The organism is Aminobacter sp. 01T433 (assembly GCF_056398585.1).
The window spans coordinates 118,447-143,492 of record NZ_JBFTPR010000003.1; the positions used below are offsets into that span (position 1 = coordinate 118,447).

A 25,046-nucleotide genomic window follows, 5' to 3' on the forward strand; every position below is an offset into this window, starting at 1 on the left:
CGCAAGCGAAGTGTTAAGCACTGTGGCAGGAAACCGCTGGCCGGTCGACCGGCGGCTGGCGCCTCGTATCAAAGCCCTTCGCTGGCCGCCTCGGCAAGGCGCGCGGCATAACGCGCCATGGTGTCGATCTCGAGATTGACGCGGTCGCCGACCTTGCGCTCGCCCCAGGTCGTCACCTGCAAGGAATGATGGATCAGCAACACATCGAAGCGCGTGCCCTCGACCTTGTTGACCGTCAGCGACGTGCCGTCGAGCGCGACGGACCCTTTGGGCGCAATGAATTTGGCCAGCTCGCGCGGCGCCTCTAGGCGGAAACGCACCGCTTCGCCCTCATCCTCGCGCGCCACGATCTCGGCCATGCCGTCGACGTGTCCCGAAACGATGTGGCCGCCAAGCTCGTCGCCGATCTTGAGGGCGCGTTCGAGATTTATCTTGCGACCGGACGCCCAGTCGCTCGCCGTGGTCAGGCGGAGTGCTTCTTCCCAGGCTTCGACCTCGAACCAGCGGGCATTCGACGTATCTTCGGGCAATGAAACGACAGTCAGGCAGACGCCTGAGCAGGAAATCGACGCACCGATGTCGATCGTCTTGGGATCATAGGCCGTGTCGATGCGCAGGCGCACGCCCTGGTCGAGCTGAGCTGCAGACGCGACTGTACCCACGTCGGTAACGATCCCGGTAAACATCAGATTTCCCTTATCCATTCAGCGAAGTGGTCTTCGCCGAAGCGCGCCTCGCGCACTAGCTCGAACCCAGCCGGTATATGGTCGCGGCCGATGGGCGCTGCAATGCCGTCGCGGCCAATCGCTTCGGGTCCGTAAAACAGTGCGATGCGGTCGACGAGGCCCTCATCGAGAAAGGCGCGCGCTGTGTCGGCGCCGCCTTCGACGACGATGCGCGACATGCCGTGATTGCCCAGGTCCTCAAGCAGTTCGGGCAGTGCCACGCGCCCGTCATACGTCTCGGTCGCGAGGAATTTCACGCCGGCGCGCTCCAGTTCCGCCTTGTTGGTCGTATGGATTTCCGAACAGGCGGCGACAAGCACCGGCACATCATCGGCCGAACGGGCGAGTTTCGACGTCGCCGGCAACCGGGCCAGCCTGTCGAGCACAATGCGCGCCGGCGAACGCGCCCTGAGCCCCGGCAAACGCACAGTCAGCTCGGGATCGTCAGCAAGGGCAGTGCCGATGCCGATCAGGATTGCGTCGGTTTCGGCGCGCATGATGTGGACCAGGCGGCGAGCGATCTCACCGGTGATCTCGATCTGGCCCTGGCCTCGCCTGCCGATCATGCCATCGGCGGAAAGCGCAAGCTTCAGAATCACTTCCGGGCGCTTCCTCACGGAACGATTCATGTAACCGGCGAGCTGATTGGAGGCCTCGCGGCCAAGCACGCCTTCCCTGACCTCGATGCCGGCGCCCCGGAGGATGGCATAGCCTTTGCCGGAGACGCGTGGATCTGGGTCGCTTGCGGCGCCGACGACGCGTGTGACGCCAGCGGTGACCAGCGCATTGGCGCAAGGCGGGGTACGGCCGTGGTGAGCGCAGGGCTCAAGCGTGACATAAGCGGTGGCGCCACGCGCCAGATCGCCTGCTTCGGCCAAGGCCTCAGCTTCGGCATGCGGCCTCCCGCCTATGGCGGTGACACCGCGTCCGACGATAACAGGTCCAGAACCATCGTCGCGGACGATGAGCGTGCCGACCGCCGGATTGGTCGAAGTCAGTCCGAGGTGCTTTCGCGACAGCCTAAGTGCGGCTGCCATGAAACGGCGGTCTATCGTGTCCTGCGTGGATGCGTCGTAGACCATTGCTCAGCTGGCTTCCTCGTCGCCCTTGAGCTCGCCCAACACTTCGTGGAAATCCTTGGCCTCGCGGAAGTTGCGGTAAACCGATGCGAAGCGCACATAGGCAACGTCGTCGAGCGACTTCAGCGCCTCCATGACCAAACGGCCGATCTCGCCGGAAGGGATTTCGCTTTCGCCGGAGCTTTCGAGCTGACGGACGATGCCGGTCACGGCGCGCTCGATGCGCTCAGGATCGACGTTGCGCTTGCGCACCGCGATCTCGACCGAACGGGCAAGCTTGTCGCGGTCGAACGGCACCTTGCGGCCGGATTTCTTGAGCACGACGAGGTCGCGGAGCTGAACACGCTCGAATGTGGTGAAGCGGCCGCCGCAGACCGGGCAGATGCGCCGGCGGCGGATCGCAGCGCCATCTTCGGCCGGACGAGAGTCCTTCACCTGCGTGTCTTCAGACTGGCAATATGGGCAACGCATCGTTCAGCCTTGTCATTCGAATCCTCGACCGTGAAAGGCTTAACCCATCGGCCCGGAAATCGGAACCATGATCCCAAGATGTGGAAGCCGCATTTGCCCATCGATCACGGCCGAAAAACAAAAGCCCCACCCCTGATATCTAGGGATGGGGCTCCAAAGCTTTCGGGGATGGTTTCGCGCCCTCCCCGGCTCGGCGTCTTAGCCGAGGTAAGGATAAAGCGGGAAGCGCTCGGTCAGGCTGACGACCTTCTGCTTGACCGCCGCCTCGACGGCAGCGTTGCCCTCGTCCGAGTTGGCAGCCTTGAGGCCGTCCAGCACTTCGGTGATCAGCGTGCCGATCTCGCGGAACTCGGCCTCGCCGAAGCCGCGGGTCGTGCCGGCGGGGGTGCCGAGACGGACGCCCGAGGTGACGAAGGGCTTTTCCGGATCGAAAGGAATGCCGTTCTTGTTGCAGGTGATGTTGGCGCGGCCAAGAGCTGCCTCGGCGCGCTTGCCGGTGGCGTTCTTGGGACGCAGGTCGACCAGCATCAGATGGTTGTCGGTGCCGCCCGAAACGATGTCGAGGCCGGTGTCCTTGAGGCTTGCGGCCAGCGCCTTGGCGTTGGCGACGACATTTGCCGCATAGGTCTTGAACTCGGGCTTCAGCGCTTCGCCGAAAGCCACCGCCTTGGCGGCGATGACATGCATCAGCGGGCCGCCCTGCAGGCCTGGGAACACCGCCGAATTCATCTTCTTGGCGATGTCTTCGTCGTTGGTGAGGATCATGCCGCCGCGCGGGCCGCGCAGCGACTTGTGGGTGGTGGTGGTGACAACATGGGCGTGCGGCAGCGGCGACGGATGCACCCCGCCGGCGACCAGGCCAGCAATGTGGGCCATGTCGACCATCAGATACGCGCCGACTTCATCGGCGATCTCGCGGAAGCGCTTCCAGTCCCAGATGCGGGAATAGGCGGTGCCGCCGGCAAGGATCAGCTTCGGCTTGTTTTCGCGGGCAAGGCGCGCGACCTCGTCCATGTCGAGCAGATTGTCGTCCTTGCGAACGCCGTAGGAGACGACCTTGAACCACTTGCCAGACATGTTGACCGGCGAACCATGGGTCAGGTGACCACCCGAATTCAGGTCGAGGCCCATGAAAGTGTCGCCCGGCTGCAGCAGCGCCAGGAAAACGGCTTGGTTCATCTGGCTGCCTGAGTTCGGCTGGACGTTGGCGAACTTGCAGTCGAACAGCTTCTTGGCGCGTTCGATGGCGAGTTCCTCGGCAACGTCGACGAACTGGCAGCCGCCATAGTAGCGCTTGCCCGGATAGCCCTCGGCATATTTGTTGGTCATGATCGAGCCCTGCGCCTCGAGAACGGCACGGGAAACAATGTTTTCCGAGGCGATCAGCTCGATTTCGTGGCGCTGGCGGCCAAGCTCACTGCGGATCGAGCCGAAGATTTCCGGATCGGCCTCCGACAGCGGGGTTCCAAAGAAGGATTCGAGGTGTTTCGAAGCGGCCATTGTGGAAAATCCTTACAGTCCGGAGGGCATCGGGGAGGTTCGGCGGGCCATTAACACACTTGACCATGCGTCGCCACGTTTGCAGCGCGAAATTTGATTGTCGCTTTGCGCCAAACAGCGCTCAAACGAAAAAGGCCGCCCCGAAGGACGGCCCTTTCATAACGGTTGCGGCTAGCTCAGAGCGCAGAAGTGATCTGCAGCTCATCGACACCGTCGAGGCCATAGATATCGTCGCGGAACTGGACGACTCCGTCGCCCGTCGACCATGCCGAGACATAGGTGAAGTAGACCGGCACCGGGTTGGTGACTGGAATCGGCGTGTTCTCGCCCGACTTGATGGTCTGTTCGAAGTGCTGGCGGCTCCAGCCCGGCGTGTCGCGCAGGATCCAGGTGACAAGGTCGCGGACGTTCTGGACGCGCACGCAGCCCGACGAATCGAAGCGCATCATCTTGCCGAACAGGCTCTGCTGCGGCGTATCGTGCATATAAACGCCATCGGGGCTCGGGAAGTTGATCTTGACCGAAGCCATAGCGTTGTTGGCGCCGGGGTCCTGGCGGAAGCGATATTTCGCCGCCTCTTCCGTCGACCAGTCGACATTCATCGGATCGACTTCGCTGCCATCCGGCGCAAAAAGGCGGATCTTGCTGTCGGTCAGATAGTTCGGGTTCTTGCGCATCAGCGGGATGATGTCCTTGCGGACGATCGATACCGGCGCGTTCCAGTACGGGTTGACGACGATCTCGTTGATCTTCGAATTGACGATGGGCGACTGGCGATCGACTTTGCCGACGATGGCCGTGTGGCGCAGCACGATGCGATCGTTTTCGACGGCTTCAACCTGGGCAGCCGGGATGTTGACGTTCACATAGCGGTTGCCGAGCTTGCCGGCCTGCGCCTGGATGCGAGTGAGATTGGTCTGGAGCTGACCGAGGCGAACCTGGGCGGAGATGTTCATCGCCGCATAGGTGTACTTGCCCATGACGCCATCGGACGGCAGGCCATGGCGTGCCTGGAAGCGATTGAGCGCGGCATCGACGTAGGTGTCGAAGGATTGAGAGAGGCCAGCGCGCGGCGACAGGTCGCCGGAAACCATCAGGCGCTTGCGCAGCACCACGACATCGGGGTCTTCGTCGCCCAGCTTGAGCTTCTTGTTTGCGGGCACGACTGGCCAGCCGCCCTGAGCGACGATGTTCTGATACTGAGCGATGGCCTGTTGCACGAAGCCGATCGTCTGCGGCGAAAATATCGGCAGCGTCGAGACGACCTTGTCGCCCTGGCTGACACGCGCATCGAACTGATCGTCCCAGTTGCCGCGACGCGACGAGCCGAGAACTTCGCCGATCACGTCCTGGGCGCTAGCGGCGCCAGATATGGCGGCCACGGCGATTGCGCCTGCACCGGAGAGAAAGAAACGGCGGCTAGTTTTCATGGACGTTCCAGACATATTCGCGCAACAAGACCGGCAGGAAATTTCCCGCGACGATATGACGACCACACTTAACAATTAGCCAACCATAACCCGACATCACGAACACGTGACTCGCGACTTCTTCGCACGGGTTGCTGACGGCCGAACAGGCAGATTTGGCACATCACAAGATTTCGATAGGTCATCCGAATATGGCGGCAACATGGCTAGGGCGCCTTCTATTGCATCGCCTCAAGCTAAAAAAGGAAGGGCCGGTGCATTTCTGCAACCGGCCCGGCGACTGGAGGTCGTTCCTTGGGAAGATTGGGAATAAGGCAGTAAGGTAGTAGGGCAGTCAGAAATGCAGCATGGCACCTGCGGTCTTGCCGACCTATTGCCCCACTGCCTTACTGCCCTATTCCCCTTCCCTGCAGGCTTACATGCGGTAGGCGATGGTGTCGTTCCAGAAGCGGTCGAGGCGCTGCAGGGCGCGGTTCATCTGCTTGAATTCGTCGGTGTTGATGCCGCCGACATGTTCAATCGAGCCGACATGGCGATCGTAGAGGCCGGCAACGACCTCGGCCACGTCCTGGCCCTTGGGCGTCAGGCTGACACGAACCGAGCGACGGTCGATGCGCGAACGCTGGTGGTTGATGAAGCCGAGCTCGACCAGCTTCTTGAGGTTGTAAGAGACATTCGAGCCGAGATAGTAGCCGCGTGAGCGCAATTCGCCGGCGGTCAGTTCCGCATTGCCGATGTTGAACAGCAGCAGCGCCTGGATTGCATTGATGTCGCTGCGGCCGTTACGGTCGAACTCATCCTTGATAACATCAAGAAGACGGCGGTGAAGTCTTTCGACCAGCTGCAGGGATTCCATGTAAAGCGAACGGATAGCTTCGTTACGGTCCTCAGAAACCATGGCGGGCTTAGCCACCTGACGCGAATTGATCATTGTCTTTGCCTCTCTGTTTTCGCCTGGTGACTTTTTTGTTTGATGTCACCTTGATCGCGAACTTATCGAATACCCATAAAATTCGACTTAAACGTCAGGCTTAACAAGGGCTTACCAGGCACTGGTTTCGAAAGAGGGTTAACGAAAACCCTTCCGAGTAAGAATAATTAACCTTGTATTTTATGGGATGGCCCGCAACGCCCTGAAAGCGTTGGCTACTGGGCAGCGCGGCGTCTTTGGAGGTGCAAGACGATCCGGAAGGCGGCGTAAATCAACGCCACCGAAACATGGGCGGCGACGATCAGCGGGCGGCTGCCAAACAGATCGGGGAAGCCCGCATACATAACAATCTCGGTCGCAGCGCAAATGAACCAGATGACCGGCCCCCACGACGACAGCATCCACAGACCGATGGCCGCGAAGGGAAAAAACGCCGACAGCGTCACCGCCGCGACCTGCCAATGGAGCGGCATCAGGTCGAAGCGCCAGAGCGGGCCGTCATAAACGCCGATCAGACGAACCCAATAGAGAATGCCGAACAGCAGGCAATAAGCAGCCACCACGCGCAGGAACAGCGCAAACGCATTCTCGATCGCGGACGGGTGCATCTCGCGCAGGCGGCTTGCATTGTCGTTCACAGGGCGAGTTCCCCATCGCCGAGCGTTGCGAAATAGCGGTCGATATCGGCCGGGTCGACATCGGCGAGCCGTGCCGGCTGCCATTGCGGTGTCGAGCCCTTGTCGATGAGCACGGCGCGGATGCCCTCATAAAAGTCGCGGCCAGTCAGCATGCGGTTCAGTATCCGGAATTCCATGCGCATGCAGTCGTCCATCGACATGGTCAGCCCGGCCTTGATCTGGCGGAAGGCGACGGACAGGCTGGTTGGCGAACGCGTAAGGATGTTTGCGAGCGTCTTGGCTGCGAATTCGCCCGTATCCGCATCGAGGCTTGCGATGACATCGGCAAGGCTGGGTTTGGAAAAGTGCAGGGCAATGGCTTCGAGCGTGTCGCGCTCAGTCTCGCGCTTGGCGGGCCGGAAGAAATTGCGCAGAACCGCTTCCGATTCGCCGGTCTCGCAAAAACGTTCCAGCAGCCCGATCTGCCCGTCTGCCGAAATAGTGTGCGTCGCCAGCCCGGACCAAAGCGCGTCGCCATAGCGGATTCGGTTGCCGGTCAGCGCCAGATACATGCCAAAATAGCCGCCGAGGTCGGGCAACAGATGGCTACCGCCGACATCGGGAAAAAAGCCGATGCCAACTTCGGGCATGGCGAATTGTGCGTTTTCGGTCAGCACCCGATGCGAGCCATGGAACGAGATGCCGACGCCGCCGCCCATGACGATCCCGTCGATCAGCGAGATGTAAGGTTTGGGAAACCGCGCGATCTGGGCGTTGAGGCGATATTCATCGGCAAAGAAATCGACAGGCGGATTGCCGAGTCGGCCGGCTTCATAGACCTGCAAGATGTCGCCGCCGGCGCAAAACGCCCTGCCCTCGGCCTTGACGACGACCAGCGCCACGTCGCTGTCCACCTGCCATGCGATGAGCGCACGAGACAGCGCCAAAACCATCTTGTGGGTCAGCGCGTTCAGCGCCTGCGGCCGCGTCAGCGTGACGATGCCGGCCGCTCCGGACCGCTCGAAGCGGATTTCGTCGTCGCCGCCAAAGTCGATGTCCACTGGAATCCCTCACATTCAGGCTGAGTGTGCAGAGCTAATGTGGAGTGACAGGGTGCGTCAATGCCGCAGGACACATCCTGCATCTTGGTGTTGGGCAAACCGGCATGCTAAAAACTGCACAATTACCGGAGACGACCGATGAACAAGTTCACCCCAGCCAAGGCAGCCGGCGCGCGCAGCGTCGACGAGATCACCGGCAGCCGCCGCCTGCGCCGCATGCGCAAGGCCGACTGGTCGCGCCGGCTGGTGCAGGAGAACCGCCTGAGCGTCGACGATCTGATCTGGCCGATCTTCATCATCGATGGCGAGAACCGGAAGGAAGACATTCCAGCCATGCCCGGCGTGTTTCGCATGTCGGTCGATCTCGCCGTCAAGGAAGCGGAACGCGCTGCAAAGCTTGGCATTCCGGCCCTTGCCACCTTCCCCAATGTCGACATGGGTCTGCGCGACCAAACCGGCGCACATATCCTCGAGCCCGACAACATCATCAACCGAGCCACCCGCGCCATCAAGGCGGCGGTTCCCGAGATCGGCATCATTACCGATGTCGCGCTCGACCCGTTCACCAGCCATGGCCATGACGGCATCTTGCGCGACGGCATCATCGTCAATGACGAGACAGTCGCCCAGGTGGCGGCGGCAGCTGTGCTTCAGGCGGCGGCAGGTTCCGACATCATCGCGCCATCCGACATGATGGACGGCCGCATCGGCGCCATCCGCGACGCGCTCGACGACAATGGCTTCCAGGACGTGGCAATCATGTCTTATGCGACAAAGTTCGCTTCAGCCTTCTATGGCCCCTATCGCGAGGCGATCGGCACGCAGGGACTGCTCAAGGGCGACAAGAAGACTTACTACATCGACCACGCGAACTCCGACGAATGCATCCGCGAGGCCGAACAGGATCTCGCCGAGGGCGCCGACATGCTGATGGTCAAGCCCGGCCTGCCCTATCTCGACATCATCCACCGGCTGAAGGAAGAGTTCCGAGTGCCGACCTTCGCCTATCAGGTGTCGGGCGAGTATTCGATGATCAAGGCAGCGGGCGCCAATGGCTGGATCGATGGCGAAAAGGCGATGCTGGAGAGCCTGCTCGCCTTCAAACGCGCCGGCTGCGACGGCATCCTGACCTATTTCGCACCTGAAGTGGCGCAGATGTTGAAGGGCTGATCTGCCTGCCTACAACATGTCCAGCAGTTGCTGTATTGTGGATGGCATGACCAGGTCGGAAGCAGTCAGGAGACTTCAACAGAACGCCGATGCAATTCGCAGCATGGGTGCAACCTCGCTTTACCTGTTCGGCTCGACGGCACGCAACGAGCAGTCTCAAGACAGCGATCTCGACCTTTTCATCGACTATGACGCGGGACGCCGCTTCTCGCTGATCGACCTGGTCGGGATCAAACAGTTGCTGGAAGAGGCAATGGCCGTCGACGTGGACCTTACAACGCGCGACAGCCTGCACCCGCAGTTGAAGGACGAGATCGAACGGTCGGCCATTCGTGTGTTCTGATGGCAGGACGTAAGGTCAGACCTATTTTGGCGGAAATCCTTGATGCGCTCGACGGCATCGAGGCTGCAACTGCCGGCAAGACGCTGCAGGATTTCCGGGACGACTGGCTGTTGAAGCATGGCGTCCAACGCGGCATCGAGATCATCTCGGAAGCTGCGCGGCATCTGCCGGACGAGTTGCTCGACCACGCCCCTGAAGTTCCCTGGAAACAGATACGTGGTATCGGCAACGTGCTACGGCACGAATATCACAAGATCGCGGATCCCATTGTCTGGGCAGTCGTGACAGACCATCTTCCGGAATTGCGAGCTGCCTTGGGACGTCTTTCGGCAAGTCTCGACAAGCCTGAATCTTGAAATCCGCTCCCAATTTCCCCATTTGAATTGGCGCGCGGGCAATTTCGCTCGCCATTGAGGATACTATGACCGCACGCGTTTTGGACGGCGAAATCATCACCAACAGGCTTGAGGATACGCGCGCCTATGACGGTGTGCGCACGCGCCGCATCCTGGCTTTCCTGATCGACTATCTGATCGTCGGTCTTTTGATGATCCCCTTCGCCATCATCATCCTGCTTCTCGGCATCCTGACGCTCGGCCTCGGCTGGGCGCTGTTCGGCATCCTGTTCCCCGCGGTAGCACTGCTCTATATCTGGTCGACGCTCGGCGGGCCCAACCAGGCGACAACCGGCATGCGCATGATGGGTATCCGGCTCGACCGCCTCGACGGCAAGCCGATCGATGGCCTTCTGGCGGTGGTTCACTCGGTGCTGTTTTGGGCAGGCAACGTGGTTTTGACGCCCCTGGTGCTGCTGGTGACGCTGTTTTCCGACCGCAAGCGGGCGCTGCACGACCTGCTTCTCGGCACCGTGGTCAGCCGCAGCGACAGCTAAAAATTGCCATTCGGCGAGTCAAAACCGGCAGTTGCGCCAAAATGTGAAGGCAAAGAATGCACTTGCCTTCACATTCATGTTGAATTTTTCGCAGGTAGCGCCAAGCTAGGGAACATTGATTGGGAGTCTTCCTGACGCTCGATGACGCAGCATCCGACCCATTCTCCGCAATTCTTCCTGACGGCGCCGTCCCCCTGCCCCTATCTTGAGGGGCAGTTCGAGCGGAAAGTCTTCACTCACCTCGTGGGTGACAAGGCGCCTGAGATGAACGACCTGTTGACCCAGGGCGGCTTCCGGCGTTCGCAGAACATCGCCTACCGGCCTGCCTGCGAAACCTGCAGGGCCTGCGTCTCCGTCCGCATCCTGGCCCAGGAATTCAAGGCCACGCGCAACATGCGCAGGGTGGTCGAGCGCAACTCCGACCTCGTCGGCGCCATGCACGACGCAGAACCCTCGACCGAGCAATACTCGCTGTTCCGCTCCTATCTCGACGCGCGCCACCGCAAGGGCGGCATGTCCGACATGACCGTGCTCGACTACGCCATGATGGTCGAAGACACCCATGTCGATACCAAGGTGATCGAATACCGCCGGCGCGGCCCCGACACCTTCATCACCGGCCAGGGCCAAGGCGAACTGATGGCGGTGGCACTGACCGACAAGATGTCGGACGGGCTGTCGATGGTTTATTCCTACTACAATCCGGAAATGGACGAGCGGTCGCTTGGAACTTACATGATCCTCGACCATATTGCCCGCGCGCGCGCCATGGGCCTGCCCCACGTCTATCTTGGCTACTGGGTCAACGGTTCGCGCAAGATGAACTATAAGGTACGTTTTACACCGCAGGAACATCTCGGCATGAAGGGCTGGGAGCGTTTCGAAGGCAACATTTGAGCATGTCCGGCCCGTTTTCCACGCTGCCGTCGACCATCTGGCAGGGAAATCGTGGCAAACACTCAATCGAACCACTCCAAGGGATTGTTGCTGACCGGCCTCGGCGGGTTGGCGCTGACCGTCGACATTCCGCTGATCAAGCTTGCCGACGGCAACAACTGGTCGATCCTGTTGATGCGAAGCGGTGTGACATTCGTTGCAGCGATCGTCATCTGGCTGGTCTGGCGTTCGTTCAGCCGTAACGCGCCACAACTCATTCCCGGCCGGGCAGGCCTTGTGGTCGCCGGTCTCTACGGTCTCGGCTCGATCGCCTTCATCACCGCCGTCTACAACACCTCGACAGCCAATCTGGTGTTCATCCTGGCCTTCAACACCGTGTTCGCGGCCGTGCTGTCATGGGTATTCCTCAGGGAAAGGCCACGACCGGCAACCATGCTTGCCATGCTGGCGATGGTCGGGGGCGTGCTCATCATCGTTGGCAGCTCGATCGGCACCGGCCATCTGTTCGGCGACCTGATGGCCGTTTGCTCGGCCTTCTGCATCGCCTCGGCCATCACCATTTCGCGCTCGAGCGGCAAGGACATGGGGTTCACTGCGCTTGTCGGCGTTCTGCTGCCCTGCCTGGTAGCTGCCTTCATGGTTTCCAAGACGGGCTTCAAGGTCGAAGCCCCGTGGTGGATCATCTTCAACGGCGCGGTGATCATGCCGATCTCGTTCTTCTGCCTCGCCAACGGCCCGAAATACATCTCCGGGCCAGAAGTCGCGATGTTCTATCTGCTCGAGACGGTGTTGGCGCCGATCTGGGTGTGGATGATCTTCGCCGAGGTGCCGACGCGCAACAGCCTGATCGGCGGAGCGATCCTCATCATCACGCTCGTCGCCCACTCGGCCTGGCAGCTTTCTGAAGGCCGCAGACGGCGGGCAAGCGCCGCCGTCCAACAGGCCGTGTGAGCGCTAACCGGCCTTGGTTCGCTTGGGCGGCAGGTCCTCTCGGGAAGCCTCGATGGTGCGCGTACCATCGCCCTCGGCCAGCACATTGGCACCGATCATCGCCGCCTCGTCGTTCAGCTCGATCTCGCGAATCCACTCGCGCCAGATGGCGACCAGCAGCGCCATCAGCACCGGGCCGATGAACAGGCCCAGAAAGCCCATCGTCTTGACGCCGCCGATGAGGCCGAAAAAGGTCGGCAGGAACGGCAGCTTGATCGGCCCGCCGACAAGCTTGGGGCGTAGCGTCTTGTCGACGATGAAGAGTTCGATCGAGCCCCAGGCAAACAGGGCGACGCCGGCAATCGGCGAGCCGCTGGCGATCAGATAGACCGAGACCAGGCTGAACGACAAAGGCGCACCACCTGGGATCAGCGCCATGAAGCCGGTAATGACGCCAAGCGTCACCGGCGACGGCACGCCGGCGAGCCAATATGCGACGCCGAGCACCACGCCTTCGCCAATCGCGATCAGCGTCATGCCGGTAACGGTGGCGCTGATCGTCGCGGGGACAACGCGCGAAATGCGCTCCCAGCGCATCGGAAAGATGCGTTCACCCAGCCCGTCGAGCTGGGCGACGAAGGATTCGCCATCACGGTAGGTGAAGAACAAGGCGATCAGCATGAAAAGCAGCGTCAGAATGATGCCGAAGGCGCTGCCACCGGCGGCAAGTACGCCGCGATAGATGGTGCCGATATTGGCGCCGCTGACGAGCTGGATCAGTTCGCCGATCGCGCCGGGATGGCCGACATAACGCGCCCACTGCTCATTCAGCCAATCGCCGACGACGGGAAGGTTCAATATCCAACCCGGTGTCGGTGCGCCATGACGATTGGTCTCCAATGCCCAACCGACCCATTCGCGGATCTCGTTGACGGTGTAGGTCGCGGCAAAAGAAATCGGCACCACGAGGAAGGCGATGATGAACAGCAGCGCCAGCGTGGCGCCAATGGTCCTGTTGCCGTCGACCGCCGTCAAAAGCCGGCGATAGAGCGGCCAACTGGCAAAGGCGATGACCAGTGCTGCCAGCACCGGCACCAGGAAGCCGTGAAAGAAATAGATGCCCGCCGCAACGATCAGCACCAGCAGCCAGCGCGCCGCCGAAAGCGGCGGCACCAAAGCTGCGCGCATGGGCTGGGACGGGCCGAACAGCCTCGGCTCTCGCTCCGGTTTGCGGGGATTGGTCACATTCAAAGGCCTAGATCTCCTCGGCCCTGCATTGGACCCGTGTTAACGCCCGGCGCTGACTTCGCGGCCGATGAGGAGATCATAGAGGCTAATGCGGTGCCGCGCACGAAAACTTTGCCGCACCGCACCCGCTCAATGCGTCATTTCGCCCTTAGCCAAAGCGTCCAGTGCGCGGAAAACCCTTGGGCACCATCCGTCCGGCGGTAGCACGCGTGCCGATCCATTCGAGCAACTCCTCGCGTGACCGGGTGAAGGTGCGTTCGGCCGAGTCCAGCCAGCTGAGACCGTTTTCCATCGTGAAGGGCTTCATGTCGAGAACGCCGCCGTCCTTGTACTTCTGCAGCCTGACACCCTTGCCGCGCGTCATCTCGGGGATCTGCTCAAGCGGGAAGACCAGCATCTTGCGGTTTTCACCGACGATGGCGAGATGGTCGCCCACAAGCGGTATGCAGCGCTTAGCTTCGTCAGGCGACTTGACGTTCATCACCTGCTTGCCCTTGCGAGTGTTGGCGACGACCTCTTCTTCGACAACGACAAAGCCATTGCCCTCATGGGAGACAAGCAGCAGCTTGCGCTTGGGCTCATGGACAAAGGCGGTGACGATGTCCTGATCATTGTCCATATCGACAATGATACGGATCGGTTCGCCATGGCCACGCCCGCCCGGCAAGCGGTCGGCACCGATGGTGTAGAACTTGCCGCCAGTGGTGAAGACCAGAATCTTGTCAGTGGTCTGGGCATGGAACGCCAGCTTGAGGCTGTCGCCTTCCTTGAAGGTAAGCAGCGAATAGTCGGCGAGATGGCCCTTCATCGCCCGCAGCCAGCCCTTTTCCGAGACGACGACCGTCACCGGCTCCTTCTCGATCATGGCATGCGCGATATCGGTCAGGTCGTGGTCGGGCGCTTCGGCGAAAACAGTGCGCCGGCGGCCAAGCTTGGTGTCGGGACCATAATGCCTGCGGACTTCGCTCACTTCCCACTTGATGGTCGCCCACTGCTTGGCGTCTGACGCCAGCAACGCTTCGATCTGGCTCTTTTCAGTGCTCAGCGCATCGAATTCCTTGCGGATTTCGAATTCTTCGAGCTTGCGCAACGCCCTCAGGCGCATGTTGAGGATGGCTTCGGCCTGATTGTCCGTCAGGCCCCAACGCGCCATCATCGTGCGCTTGGGCTCATCCTCCTCGCGGATGATGCGGATCACCTCATCGATATTGAGATAGGCGATCAGGTAGCCGCCAAGGATTTCAAGGCGTTTTTCGATCTCGCCGAGACGGAACTTCGAGCGGCGAACCAGCACCTCGCGACGGTGATCCAGCCATTCGCGCAGCACGCTCTTGAGCGACAGCACGTTCGGCACCTTGCCGCGCGACAGTACGTTCATGTTGAGCGGGAAGCGGCTTTCGAGCTCGGTGAGCTTGAACAGCGATTCCATCAACAAGCCCGGATCGACAGCGCGGCTCTTGGGCACCAGAACGACACGAATGTCTTCGGCACTCTCGTCGCGGATATCCTCGAGCAGCGGCAGTTTACGGGCGATCAAAAGCTCGGCGATCTTTTCGATCAGCCGGGACTTCTGCACACCATAGGGAATTTCGGTGACGACTAGGTTCCAGGTGCCCCTGCCCTGGTCTTCCTGCTGCCACATGGCGCGCATGCGAAAGCCGCCACGCCCCGTCTCGTAGGCGTTGACGATGGAGGCCCAGTCGTCGTCGATGCTGCCGCCAGTCGGCAGATCGGGACCGCGCACCTTGCAGGCGAGGCGCAGTTCGGGATCGTCCTTGATGCGCTCCCATTCGCCTGGGGAGGTCATCAGGTCGGTGACGGAAGCGTCTGGATTGTCGATGAGATAGAGGGCTGCACTGCACAGCTCAGCTGCGTTGTGCGGCGGGATCGACGTCGCCATGCCAACCGCGATGCCGGACGAACCATTGGCGAGCAGGTTGGGAAACGCGCCGGGCAGAACGACGGGTTCCTCGTCTTCTTCGTTGTAGGTCGGGCGGTAGTCGACGGCATCCTCGGTGATGCCTTCGAGCAGCGAAACCGACACTTCGGTCATGCGCGCTTCGGTGTAACGCATGGCGGCGGCACTATCGCCGTCGATATTGCCGAAATTGCCCTGCCCGTCGACGAGCGGATAGCGGACCGAAAAATCCTGTGCGAGGCGCACCAGCGCGTCGTAGATCGACTGGTCGCCATGCGGGTGGAACTTGCCCATGACCTCGCCGACGATGCGGGCGCATTTGGCAAAACCCTGGTCCGGATTGAGCCTGAGCAGCCGCATGGCGTGCATGATGCGGCGATGGACCGGTTTCAGTCCGTCGCGCACATCCGGCAATGCCCGGTGCATGATCGTCGATAGCGCATAGGCCAGATAGCGCTCTTCGAGCGCCTTCTTCAGATCGACCGGTTCAATGTTGTCGCCGCTACCGTTTCCGGGCGGCAAAAGCGCTTTTCCCATGGGTTTGGACTAGCGGAACGGGTGATTCGCGACAAGGGCATTCGGCGAAAGCAAGAGTGTCGCGGTGCCGCATGCAAACAAGTTTGATTGCAGGGCGATGCTGCCGTTCCGCACAACCAACCCTTCACCATTCTTGCGTGTACTGCGCGCCGGTGGTTGCCTTTTCGCGCGAATTGCGGCCAATGTCGCCGCAATGCCTTTTTCCAGTCCAGTTCCTGGCGGACAGGAGAGGCGTGAACGAATCCTCACAGTCTCAGGGAACCATGATGACGCAATACCGCTCTGCATTCAGCAAGCTCGCACTATCGACCTTTCTCTTTACGCTTCCGCTCAATGCAGCACTGGCCCAGGATGCAACCGCGGTCGCCGAAAGACTGAAGAGCGTACTGGCGGCCCAGAACATGACGCTCGCCTGGACCGGCGTGACGGGCGACGCTTCCGAGGCCGTGCTCGAAGGGGCGAGCATCGCGATGGCTGGCGAAGGCAAGCCGCTTTCCATCGGCAAGGTCACTCTCAGCGGCATCACCGAAGAAAACCGCGGCTACAAGATCGAGACCATCACAACCGAGCCCTACAGCGTCACCGAAGGCACGGCAAAGGTCGACATCAGCCCGCTGACGCTCGGCAATGTGACGCTGCCGGCAACTGACTCAACCGACTTGCTCGCATCGTTTTTGATGTACGAGACCGCAACTCTCGACAATGTCAGTGTCAAGGTTGGCGACAAGCAAGCCTTCCAGATGACCAACTTCCAGGCCGAAATTACGCCTCCGGCCGATGGCAATGCCATGGAATTCACCGGCTCTGCCGAGAAGTTCACCGCTGACCTGACCCTTGTCGAAGACCCGCAGTCGAAAGCAGCGATCGAAGCCCTTGGCTACCAGAACATCAGCGGCGACTTCCAGATGGAAGGAAGCTGGCAGCCGACCGACGGCCGCATGGCGCTGTCGAGCTACGACGTCACCGTCGACAACGCCGGCACCTTGGGCATGACCTTTGATCTCGGCGGTTACACTGTCGACTTCCTCAAGTCGGTGCAGGACCTGCAAAAGAAGATGGCCGCCCAGCCGGAAGGCACGGACAACTCGGCTCAGGGCCTCGCCATGCTCGGCCTGATGCAGCAGCTCACCTTCCACGGCGCGACCGTTCGCTTCGACGACGATTCGGTGACCAACAAGGTGCTCGAGTTCCTCGCCAAGCAGCAGAACATGACGGCGAAGGACATCGCCAACCAGGCCAAGGCGATCGTGCCGTTCCTGATGATGGAACTGAACAATCCGGAGCTGGCGACCCAGGTCACCACGGCGGTCACCGCTTATCTCGACAACCCCAAGTCGATCGAGATCGCCGCCAAGCCCGCCTCGCCGGTTCCGTTCGCGCTTTTGGCAGCAAGCGGCATGTCGAACCCCAAGGACCTGCCCAAGACGCTGGGCCTGACGGTCACGGCCAACCAGGACTGATCTTGGCTGCTAGAGCCTGCCCCATTACGATTAAATCGGAATGGGGCACTATCTTCTTGTTGGAGCGTGATCTTTTCCGAAAACCGGCTCCCCCTTTTCGGGATCATGCTCTAAGGCCTGAAACGAAAAAAGCCCGGCAGCGATGCCGGGCTTTTTGCTGAGTCGAAAGAGTCGCTTGCGCGAACTTCTTAAGCTTCTTTCTTAGCTACCGCGACGCGCAGCGACAGTTCGCGCAGCTGCAGCGGCGAAGCCTCGGCGGGTGCGTTCATCAGCAGATCCTGCGCCTGCTGGTTCATCGGGAACAGCGTCACTTCACGCAGGTTCTTGGCACCGACAAGCAACATGATCACGCGATCGACGCCCGCAGCCATGCCGCCATGTGGAGGTGCGCCATACTGGAAGGCGCGGTAGAGGCCACCGAACTGCTCCTCGACCTCGTCGCGTGTCTTTCCGGTCAGCTCGAACGCCTTGACCATCAGGTCAGGCAGCTGATTGCGGATCGAACCGGACGCGATTTCGAAACCGTTGCAGACCATGTCGTACTGATAGGCCTTGATGGACAGCGGGTCCTGGCCGTTCAGCGCTTCCAGGCCGCCCTGCGGCATCGAGAACGGATTGTGGGCGAAATCGATCTTCTTTTCGTCTTCCAGCCATTCGTAGAACGGGAAGTCGATGATCCAGCACAGCTCGAAACGCTCGCGGTCGACGAGGTTGAGTTCCTCGCCGGCGCGGGTGCGGGCTGCACCGGCAAACGAAACGAACTTCTTGGGATCGCCGGCAACGAAGAATGCGGCATCACCATCGGACAGGCCAAGCTGCTGGCGGATCGCTTCAGTACGCTCTTCGCCGATATTCTTGGCGATGGGGCCAGCACCTTCGAGCTTGTCACCTTCCTTGCGCCAGAAGATGTAGCCGAGGCCCGGCTGGCCTTCGCTCTGCGCCCAGGAGTTCATGCGGTCGCAGAACGCGCGCGAACCACCAGTCTTGGCCGGGATCGCCCAGACTTCGACCTTCGGGTTCGAGGCGATCATGCCGGCGAACACCTTGAAGCCCGAACCGTCGAAATGGCTGGTGACTTCCTGGATCTCGATCGGGTTGCGCAGGTCGGGCTTGTCGCTGCCGTAGGTGCGCAGCGCCGTATCATAAGGAATGCGGCGGAACTGCTGCGTGACCGGCTTGCCGTCTGCAAACTTCTCGAACACGCCGCGCATCACCGGCTCCATCGTGTTCCAGACGTCTTCCTGGGTGACGAAGCTCATTTCAAGGTCGAGCTGGTAGAATTCGCCCGGCAGACGGTCGGCGCGCGGATCTTCGTCGCGGAAGCAAGGCGCGATCTGGAAGTAGCGGTCAAAGCCCGCGACCATCAAAAGCTGCTTGTACTGCTGCGGCGCCTGCGGCAACGCAAAGAACTTGCCCGGATGGATGCGCGACGGCACCAGGAAGTCGCGTGCGCCTTCCGGCGACGAGGCCGTCAGGATCGGCGTCGAATATTCGGTGAAGCCCTCGTCGGTCATGCGCTTGCGCATTTCGGCGATGATCTTGGTGCGCGCCACGATGTTTTTGTGCAGCGTTTCGCGGCGCAGATCGAGGAAGCGGTACTTGAGGCGGATGTCTTCGGGATACTCAGGCTCGCCGAACACCGGCAGCGGCAGTTCCTTGGACGCCGACAGCACTTCGATCTCGCTGGCGAAAACCTCGATCTCACCCGTCGGCAGGTTGCCGTTGACGGCGTCAGCCATGCGCGCCTTGACCTCGCCGTCGACGCGGATGACCCACTCGCCCCGCACGGTCTCGGCGACCTTGAAGGCGGGCGAATCGGGATCGGCGACGATCTGGGTCAGGCCGTAGTGGTCGCGCATGTCGATGAACAGCAAGCCGCCGTGATCTCGTACGCGATGGACCCAGCCGGACAGGCGAACGGTCGAGCCGACGTCGGATTTCCTCAATTGAGCGCAGGTGTGGCTGCGGTAACGGTGCATGGCAATATTCCGGTTCGGGCTGTTGTCATACGGCCGGGGCGTCCGATGCGCCCGGGCCGAAATTTGGCGCGAAAAGCGCATGGGTGCCCGGTTTTGTCAAGGTAAAGCCGGCGATGGCGAGGATGCGACCGGGTATTCGCCCTTATGGCTCAAGCCTTTTCTTCAACCAGACGCGGGAATGTCCCGGCGGGAAATCCTCGATGCGCCCGAACTCCTGATATCCCAAGCGCTTGTAGAAGTCCGGCGCCTGGAACGTAAACGAATCGAGATAGACGCCGATGCAGCCGCGCTGGCGAGCTTGTTCTTCGGCCTTTGCCAGCAATTTCTCGCCAAGTCCCTGCTTGCGGTGCTCGGCGCTGATCCACAGCCACGCGACAAACAGCCAGGAATATTCGGACACCCCCTTGAGGCCACCGATGGCCCGTCCATCGTCGCGAGCAACGATCCACAGGTCTTGTTCGTTGTATGGTCCGGCGGTATCGAAATTATACTTATCCAAGCCGTCGCCGATAAAACGGGCGGTCTCGTCGTCGATGCTGGTGCTAACGGTCAATGTCGTCATTACGGCGGCCTCGTTCGTGCCAAAAGGCTCCAGCCAAGCGGCCGGACGGCGCGCACGCTAACCGCCTCCGCGGCGGCGACGTTGGCGCAGTCGACGGAATATGTCGCACCAGCGGCTGTCTGCCATTGACCGATCAGGCAAACTGTAGCCACCTCAGCTTTTGTATCGCGTGCCTGATGTCCTCCATACGTCCCCTCATCCCGCTCCTGATCACCGCCGGCATCCTGTTGGGCGGCAACGGCCTGCAAAGCACCTTGATTGCGCTGCGCGGCGCGCAGGAAGGCTTTTCGGCGTCGACCATCGGGTTGATGGGTACAGCCTATTTCATGGGCTTCCTGCTCGGCTGCATCTTCATCACGCGGATCATGAAGGCCGTCGGCCACGTCCGGGCCTTCGCGGCACTTGCTGCAATCGCCGCCTCGGCCACGCTGACCCTGGTGCTCGTCATCGACCCGGTGATGTGGTCGGTGATCCGCTTTGCCACGGGTTTCTGCTTCGCCGGGCTGTTTACGGTGATGGAGAGCTGGCTCAATTCCGGCGTCTCGAACCATGACCGCGCCCGAGTGCTCGCCGTCTACCGCATTATCGACATCGGCTCGGTGACAGGCGCGCAGTTCATGATACCGGTCTTTGGCGCGGGCGGGTTCACCATCTTTGCCATCATGTCGATCATGATCACGCTGTCGCTGGTGCCGGTGTCGCTTGGCGACCGCTCCAATCCGACGCCGCCAGAAGACGTCAAGCTCGACCTCAAGCGGGCGTGGCTGATCTCGCCGCTCGGCAGCATCGGCTGTATTTTCGTCGGCATCACCAACAGCGCCTTCCGTACCTTGAGCCCGATCTACGCCGAACAGATCGGGCTGTCGGTTACCGATGTCGTCACCTTCGTCAGCGTCGGCATCATCGGCGGCGCGCTCATCCAGTATCCGCTCGGCTACATGTCCGACCTGTGGGATCGCCGGATGGTGCTTCTGGTCACTACATTTGGCGCAATGGCCTCGGCCCTGATGCTGGTCTTTTTGGCCGGCAACTCGCCGCTGGCAAATTTCGTGCTCGTCTTCATCTTCGGCTCGTTTGCCATGCCGCTTTATTCGCTGTCGGCGGCGCACGCCAATGACCGGGCGGAAAAGGGCGAGTTCGTGCTGATCAATGCCGCCCTGATGCTGTTTTACTCGGTCGGCGCCATCGCTGGGCCGCTCGTCGCCTCGATCGTCATGGAGCGATACGGTCCGCATGCGTTGTTCAGTTTCAGCGCTGCCGTCTACGTCGTGTTCGTGGCAGTCATCGTCTACCGCATGGGATCGCGCTCACCGGTCCCTGCCGGCCACCGCGGCCGCTTCACCGCACTGCTGAGAACATCGCCCATCTTCGCGCGCCTCGCGCGCAGAAATGGGCCGACCGACGGCTCGGACGCCGGCTAGACTTTCCATGCTGGTGCTACAGGTCCTTGACGAAAGGTCGCCCGACTGAAATGGAAAGATAACGCGTTCTGAACAAAGCAATATTATGCATGTAATAACGACCCAGGACGAACTCGAAACCGTCATTGCCGCTCTCGAAAAATCCAACTTCGTCACGGTAGACACCGAGTTCATTCGCGAAACCACTTTCTGGCCCGAGCTCTGCCTGATCCAGATGGCAGCGCCGGGGGTATCGGCTTTGGTCGATCCTCTCGCTCCCGGCCTCGATCTCAAGCCATTCTTTTCGCTGATGGCCAATGAGGCGGTGACCAAGGTTTTCCACGCCGCCCGGCAGGACATCGAAATTGTCTTCCATCTCGGCGGCCTGATCCCGCACCCGGTATTCGACACCCAGGTTGCGGCCATGGTCTGCGGTTTCGGCGACAGCGTCTCATACGAGCAGATCGTCCAGAAGATCACCGGCGGGCGCATCGACAAATCGTCGCGCTTCACCGACTGGCGCCACAGGCCGCTATCGGAAAAGCAGCTCGACTACGCCCTGGCCGACGTGACCCACCTGATCGACGTCTATCAGCATCTCGTCGCCGAGCTCGAGCGCGAAGGCCGCGCGGATTGGCTCAAGGAAGAGATGGAGGTGCTGACCTCGCGCGAGACCTACGATCCGCACCCCGAAGACGCCTGGAAGCGGCTCAAGATGCGGCTGCGCAAGCCACAGGAACTGGCCATCGTCCAGGCGGTCGCTGCCTGGCGCGAGCGTGAGGCGCGTGAGCGCAATGTACCGCGCGGGCGCGTGCTCAAGGACGATGCGATCTATGAGGTGGCCCAGCAGGCGCCACGCGATACCACAGCACTTTCGCGGCTGCGGACCACCCCCAAGGGCTGGGAGCGTTCGTCATCGGCAACCGCTCTGCTCGCGGTCGTTAACGCAGCGCTCGACATGCCGCGCGATCAGATGCCCAAGCTGCCCAAGACATTCCAGCCGCCGGAAGGCTCAAGTGCCGCCGCCGAGCTGCTCAAGGTGCTTTTGCGCCTGGTCTCCGAAAAGGAAGGCGTCGCCCCCAAGGTGCTCGCTTCCGGCGACGACATCGACCGCATCGCAGCCGAAGGAGAGGCCGCCGACGTCCCTGCCCTTCAAGGCTGGCGCCGCTCGGTGTTCGGCGAGACAGCACTCAAGCTAGTGCGCGGCGAGATCGCCATTCGGTTCGACAATCGCAAGATCGCGGTGTTCGAGATCTCGAAGGCCTGATCGGCGCGGCTCAGACCGCGCCGGCAAGGTGCAAGGCAAACCAGATCCAAAGCAGCCCGAGCACCAGCCACCCCAAAATGAAGGCGCGGCTGCGCAACATGACCCGGTTCGCGGTCAGGTGGAACCAGGCGTGCGCACAACGCGTGGCAACGAACAGCCAGGCAAGCCCAACGCTGACATAGGAAGCGCCCTCTGTCACATAAAGCGACAGGCAGGCGACGTAAAACAGCACCGGCAGTTCAAACTGGTTGATGATGTTGTTGGCGACCGTAACGCTCGATTCCGGCTCGGCCGAGCGCGTCTTGAACTGATTGACCCGCGCCTCGCCCGAGACAACCGCCTGTCTGCGGCGAATGCCAAGCACCACATAGACGATGTAGACCAGAAGAACTTGCGCGAGCATCGGCCAGAAAATGGCGGTCTGGTTCATGATTCCCCCAACAGCGATTGCCGATGATACGCGAAACGAACGTGCAGTCTCTTCAGCCCTTGACGTTTTGGCCTGTCCGCTGCCCGGCCAGCAAAAAGGCTCCGAGAACGACAACTGGCACAGCTACCAGCGCGAACTTCGCCACGATCAACCCCGATGCCAGCGACATCGACCTCGCTCCCGCCGCTGGGGGATCGGAGAGAATGCGCGCGACAACGAAGTTCTGGGCATAGTCGGCAATCGCGTAGGGCAACACCAGCGCTAGCGCTGTGACCGAGCGCAGGGTTGGCGTCAGGGCGGCAAAGCGCGGCAAGCGTTCACCGGCTTTCAGGATCAGGCTGGCCAGCGTCAGGGAAAGCAGTGCTGGAAAGACCAGATCGAGGGTCAGGTAGTGCCAGACAAGAATGATCTCGGCACCCCGACGCCCGAGTGCTGCGACCCAAGCGAAACCCTCGGCCTCGGAAAAGCCCCAGAACCGCAGGTCGAGCGAGGTCAAGCCACCGCTCAGCCTGCGGAAATAGAGGAACTCCAGGGCAACCATGGCGGCAAATACCACCGCCGTGGCAAAACTCAGAGCAGCCGCGTGACGCCGCAGCCGTACGGTCATTCGCCTCACACCCCGCCGGGATAATTCGGGCTTTCGCGGGTGATGGTCACGTCGTGGGCGTGGCTCTCGCGCAGGCCGGCATTGGAAATGCGCACGAAGGTGGCGCGTTCGCGGAAGTCGGCAAGATCGCGCCCGCCGACATAACCCATCGCAGCCTTGAGGCCACCCGCCAGCTGATGCAGCACGCCGGCCACGGGCCCCTTGTACGGTACCTGGCCCTCAATGCCCTCAGGCACCAGCTTGAGCGTGTCGCGAACTTCGGCCTGGAAGTAGCGGTCAGCCGAGCCGCGCGCCATCGCACCGACAGAGCCCATGCCGCGGTAGGCTTTGAACGAACGGCCTTGATGCAGATAGACCTCGCCCGGGCTCTCTTCGGTGCCGGCGAGCAGCGAGCCGATCATGGCAGCACCAGCACCAGCGGCGAGCGCCTTGGCCAGGTCGCCCGAATATTTGATGCCGCCGTCGGCGATGACCGTCACGCCGGCCTTCTGCGCTGCCTCGACCGCCGACATGATGGCCGAGAGCTGGGGTACACCCACACCGGCAACGATACGCGTCGTGCAGATCGAGCCCGGTCCGATGCCGACCTTGACGGCGTCGGCGCCAGCGTCGATCAGCGCCCGGGTGCCATCGGCAGTGGCGACGTTGCCGGCCATGATGCGCACGGAGTTGGAGATCTTCTTGGCGCGAGCTACCGCATCGAGCACGCGCTGCGAATGGCCATGCGCGGTGTCGATGACGAGCAGATCGACGCCCGCGTCGATCAGACGCTCGGCACGCTCGAAGCCGTCATCGCCAACGCTGGTGGCAGCCGCCGCCCGCAGGCGTCCCTGCCCGTCCTTGGACGCGTTCGGGTTGAGTTGCGACTTCTCCATGTCCTTGACGGTGATGAGGCCGACGCAATTGCCGTGCTTGTCGACGACGAGCAGCTTTTCGATGCGGTGCTGGTGCAAGAGCCGCTTGGCTTCTTCCTGCTCGACCGTCTCCTTGACGGTGATCAGGTTCTCGCGCGTCATCAGTTCATAGACCTTCTGCGCCGGGTCGGAAGCAAAGCGCACGTCGCGGTTGGTCAGGATGCCGACGAGGCGCCCAGTCTTTTGTCCACCGGTGCCGCCGTTCTCGACGACGGGAATACCGGAGATGCCATGCGCCCGCATCAGAGCGCGTGCGTCAGCCAGGGTTGCATCAGGGCCGATGGTAACCGGGTTGACCACCATGCCCGATTCGAACTTCTTGACCTGGCGGACCTGCTCGGCCTGTTCGGCCGGGGTGAAGTTTCGGTGGATGACGCCGATGCCGCCAGCCTGGGACATGGCGATGGCAAGCCGCGCTTCCGTCACCGTGTCCATGGCGGCCGAAATGATCGGAATGTTGAGGTCGATGTCGCCTGCGATACGGGTGCTGATGTCGGTCTCGCCGGGCATGACCTCGGAATGACCGGGCTGCAACAGCACGTCGTCAAAGGTCAGCGCCAGCGCGCCGGTGGAGGATTCAATGATTTTTGCCATGGCCAACCTCGGAATGCGTCAAAGGACGCTGGAACCATTGGTATGCAGCGCCGACTCGTCTTTTCCCTTTCAGGATTGGCGCTG

24 protein-coding genes are annotated in these 25,046 nt (G+C 61.4%); 9 read left to right on the forward strand and 15 right to left on the reverse strand.

Annotation, left to right across the window (positions count from 1 at the left end):
* Positions 1 to 68: 68 nt before the first annotated feature.
* The 8 genes from AC1DLV_RS05890 to AC1DLV_RS05925 form a co-directional block, all read right to left on the reverse strand.
* Positions 69 to 686, reverse strand: coding sequence for a riboflavin synthase (locus tag AC1DLV_RS05890; protein WP_476798631.1), 618 nt, complete (start codon positions 684 to 686; stop codon positions 69 to 71).
* The gene (gene ribD / locus AC1DLV_RS05895; RefSeq protein WP_476798632.1) at positions 686 to 1,807 is read right to left on the reverse strand and encodes a bifunctional diaminohydroxyphosphoribosylaminopyrimidine deaminase/5-amino-6-(5-phosphoribosylamino)uracil reductase RibD; all 1,122 of its coding nucleotides are present in this window, start codon (positions 1,805 to 1,807) and stop codon (positions 686 to 688) included. Before ribD ends, AC1DLV_RS05890 begins: the two co-directional genes overlap by 1 nt.
* A gap of 3 nt (positions 1,808 to 1,810) precedes the next feature.
* Complete coding sequence (nrdR, locus tag AC1DLV_RS05900) at positions 1,811 to 2,275, reverse strand: transcriptional regulator NrdR (protein ID WP_109576858.1); 465 nt, start codon at positions 2,273 to 2,275, stop codon at positions 1,811 to 1,813.
* Positions 2,276 to 2,473: 198 nt separating this feature from the next.
* Positions 2,474 to 3,775, reverse strand: a complete 1,302-nt coding sequence (gene glyA, locus AC1DLV_RS05905; protein ID WP_476798633.1) for a serine hydroxymethyltransferase — start codon at positions 3,773 to 3,775, stop codon at positions 2,474 to 2,476.
* A gap of 176 nt (positions 3,776 to 3,951) precedes the next feature.
* Positions 3,952 to 5,205, reverse strand: a complete 1,254-nt coding sequence (locus AC1DLV_RS05910) for a L,D-transpeptidase family protein (protein ID WP_476798634.1) — start codon at positions 5,203 to 5,205, stop codon at positions 3,952 to 3,954.
* A gap of 415 nt (positions 5,206 to 5,620) precedes the next feature.
* Positions 5,621 to 6,136 carry a transcriptional regulator LdtR gene (gene ldtR, locus AC1DLV_RS05915; RefSeq protein ID WP_109576855.1) on the reverse strand — a complete coding sequence of 172 codons (516 nt, stop codon included), beginning with the start codon at positions 6,134 to 6,136 and terminating at the stop codon, positions 5,621 to 5,623.
* Positions 6,137 to 6,351: 215 nt separating this feature from the next.
* A complete protein-coding gene (locus tag AC1DLV_RS05920; protein WP_476786513.1) occupies positions 6,352 to 6,744 on the reverse strand; it encodes a DUF6163 family protein in 393 nt (130 codons plus the stop codon).
* Between the two features lie 26 nt (positions 6,745 to 6,770).
* Entirely contained in the window at positions 6,771 to 7,808 is a 1,038-nt protein-coding gene (locus AC1DLV_RS05925; RefSeq protein WP_476798895.1) for an enoyl-CoA hydratase/isomerase family protein, read from the reverse strand.
* A 144-nt stretch (positions 7,809 to 7,952) separates the two neighbouring features.
* Here AC1DLV_RS05925 and hemB point away from each other — a divergent pair, with 144 nt between their 5' ends.
* The 6 genes from hemB (at position 7,953) to AC1DLV_RS05955 (ending at position 12,067) form a co-directional block, all read left to right on the forward strand.
* Entirely contained in the window at positions 7,953 to 8,984 is a 1,032-nt protein-coding gene (gene hemB, locus AC1DLV_RS05930) for a porphobilinogen synthase (protein WP_476798635.1), read from the forward strand.
* A gap of 46 nt (positions 8,985 to 9,030) precedes the next feature.
* Entirely contained in the window at positions 9,031 to 9,327 is a 297-nt protein-coding gene (locus AC1DLV_RS05935) for a nucleotidyltransferase family protein (protein ID WP_476798896.1), read from the forward strand.
* Positions 9,327 to 9,683 carry a HepT-like ribonuclease domain-containing protein gene (locus AC1DLV_RS05940; protein WP_476798636.1) on the forward strand — a complete coding sequence of 119 codons (357 nt, stop codon included), beginning with the start codon at positions 9,327 to 9,329 and terminating at the stop codon, positions 9,681 to 9,683. The genes AC1DLV_RS05935 and AC1DLV_RS05940 overlap by 1 nt, the downstream gene beginning before the upstream one ends.
* A gap of 65 nt (positions 9,684 to 9,748) precedes the next feature.
* Positions 9,749 to 10,219 (forward strand): RDD family protein, encoded by a 471-nt coding sequence (locus AC1DLV_RS05945; protein ID WP_476798637.1) that lies wholly within the window; start codon positions 9,749 to 9,751, stop codon positions 10,217 to 10,219.
* A gap of 141 nt (positions 10,220 to 10,360) precedes the next feature.
* On the forward strand, positions 10,361 to 11,116 hold the full coding sequence (locus AC1DLV_RS05950; protein WP_476784675.1) for an arginyltransferase: 756 nt from the start codon (positions 10,361 to 10,363) through the stop codon (positions 11,114 to 11,116).
* A gap of 51 nt (positions 11,117 to 11,167) precedes the next feature.
* Positions 11,168 to 12,067: a DMT family transporter gene (locus tag AC1DLV_RS05955; protein WP_476798638.1), complete on the forward strand. Its 900-nt coding sequence runs from the start codon at positions 11,168 to 11,170 to the stop codon at positions 12,065 to 12,067.
* A 3-nt stretch (positions 12,068 to 12,070) separates the two neighbouring features.
* Here the strand turns inward: AC1DLV_RS05955 and AC1DLV_RS05960 are convergent, their stop codons facing one another.
* Together AC1DLV_RS05960 and parC are read right to left on the reverse strand one after the other, a co-directional pair.
* Entirely contained in the window at positions 12,071 to 13,234 is a 1,164-nt protein-coding gene (locus AC1DLV_RS05960; RefSeq protein ID WP_476798639.1) for an AI-2E family transporter, read from the reverse strand.
* A gap of 208 nt (positions 13,235 to 13,442) precedes the next feature.
* Positions 13,443 to 15,749 carry a DNA topoisomerase IV subunit A gene (gene parC / locus AC1DLV_RS05965; protein ID WP_476798640.1) on the reverse strand — a complete coding sequence of 769 codons (2,307 nt, stop codon included), beginning with the start codon at positions 15,747 to 15,749 and terminating at the stop codon, positions 13,443 to 13,445.
* A 266-nt stretch (positions 15,750 to 16,015) separates the two neighbouring features.
* Here parC and AC1DLV_RS05970 point away from each other — a divergent pair, with 266 nt between their 5' ends.
* Positions 16,016 to 17,209, forward strand: a complete 1,194-nt coding sequence (locus tag AC1DLV_RS05970; protein WP_476798897.1) for a hypothetical protein — start codon at positions 16,016 to 16,018, stop codon at positions 17,207 to 17,209.
* Between the two features lie 188 nt (positions 17,210 to 17,397).
* On the opposite strand, the gene aspS is transcribed toward AC1DLV_RS05970, so the two are convergent.
* Together aspS and AC1DLV_RS05980 are read right to left on the reverse strand one after the other, a co-directional pair.
* Entirely contained in the window at positions 17,398 to 19,188 is a 1,791-nt protein-coding gene (gene aspS, locus AC1DLV_RS05975; RefSeq protein ID WP_476798641.1) for an aspartate--tRNA ligase, read from the reverse strand.
* Positions 19,189 to 19,330: 142 nt separating this feature from the next.
* Positions 19,331 to 19,750: a GNAT family N-acetyltransferase gene (locus tag AC1DLV_RS05980; RefSeq protein ID WP_476798642.1), complete on the reverse strand. Its 420-nt coding sequence runs from the start codon at positions 19,748 to 19,750 to the stop codon at positions 19,331 to 19,333.
* A 164-nt stretch (positions 19,751 to 19,914) separates the two neighbouring features.
* On the opposite strand from AC1DLV_RS05980, the gene AC1DLV_RS05985 reads away from it, so the two are divergent.
* Together AC1DLV_RS05985 and rnd are read left to right on the forward strand one after the other, a co-directional pair.
* Complete coding sequence (locus AC1DLV_RS05985) at positions 19,915 to 21,171, forward strand: MFS transporter (RefSeq protein ID WP_476798898.1); 1,257 nt, start codon at positions 19,915 to 19,917, stop codon at positions 21,169 to 21,171.
* An 85-nt stretch (positions 21,172 to 21,256) separates the two neighbouring features.
* The gene (gene rnd / locus AC1DLV_RS05990; RefSeq protein WP_476836129.1) at positions 21,257 to 22,417 is read left to right on the forward strand and encodes a ribonuclease D; all 1,161 of its coding nucleotides are present in this window, start codon (positions 21,257 to 21,259) and stop codon (positions 22,415 to 22,417) included.
* Positions 22,418 to 22,427: 10 nt separating this feature from the next.
* On the opposite strand, the gene AC1DLV_RS05995 is transcribed toward rnd, so the two are convergent.
* Genes AC1DLV_RS05995 through guaB form a run of 3 tightly spaced genes read right to left on the reverse strand, consistent with a single transcriptional unit; the run spans position 22,428 to position 24,962 of the window.
* Positions 22,428 to 22,847 (reverse strand): MAPEG family protein, encoded by a 420-nt coding sequence (locus AC1DLV_RS05995; protein WP_476798644.1) that lies wholly within the window; start codon positions 22,845 to 22,847, stop codon positions 22,428 to 22,430.
* 52 nt (positions 22,848 to 22,899) lie between these two features.
* Positions 22,900 to 23,454 (reverse strand): hypothetical protein, encoded by a 555-nt coding sequence (locus tag AC1DLV_RS06000; protein ID WP_476798645.1) that lies wholly within the window; start codon positions 23,452 to 23,454, stop codon positions 22,900 to 22,902.
* Between the two features lie 5 nt (positions 23,455 to 23,459).
* Positions 23,460 to 24,962, reverse strand: a complete 1,503-nt coding sequence (gene guaB / locus AC1DLV_RS06005) for an IMP dehydrogenase (RefSeq protein ID WP_476798646.1) — start codon at positions 24,960 to 24,962, stop codon at positions 23,460 to 23,462.
* Positions 24,963 to 25,046: the final 84 nt, after the last annotated feature.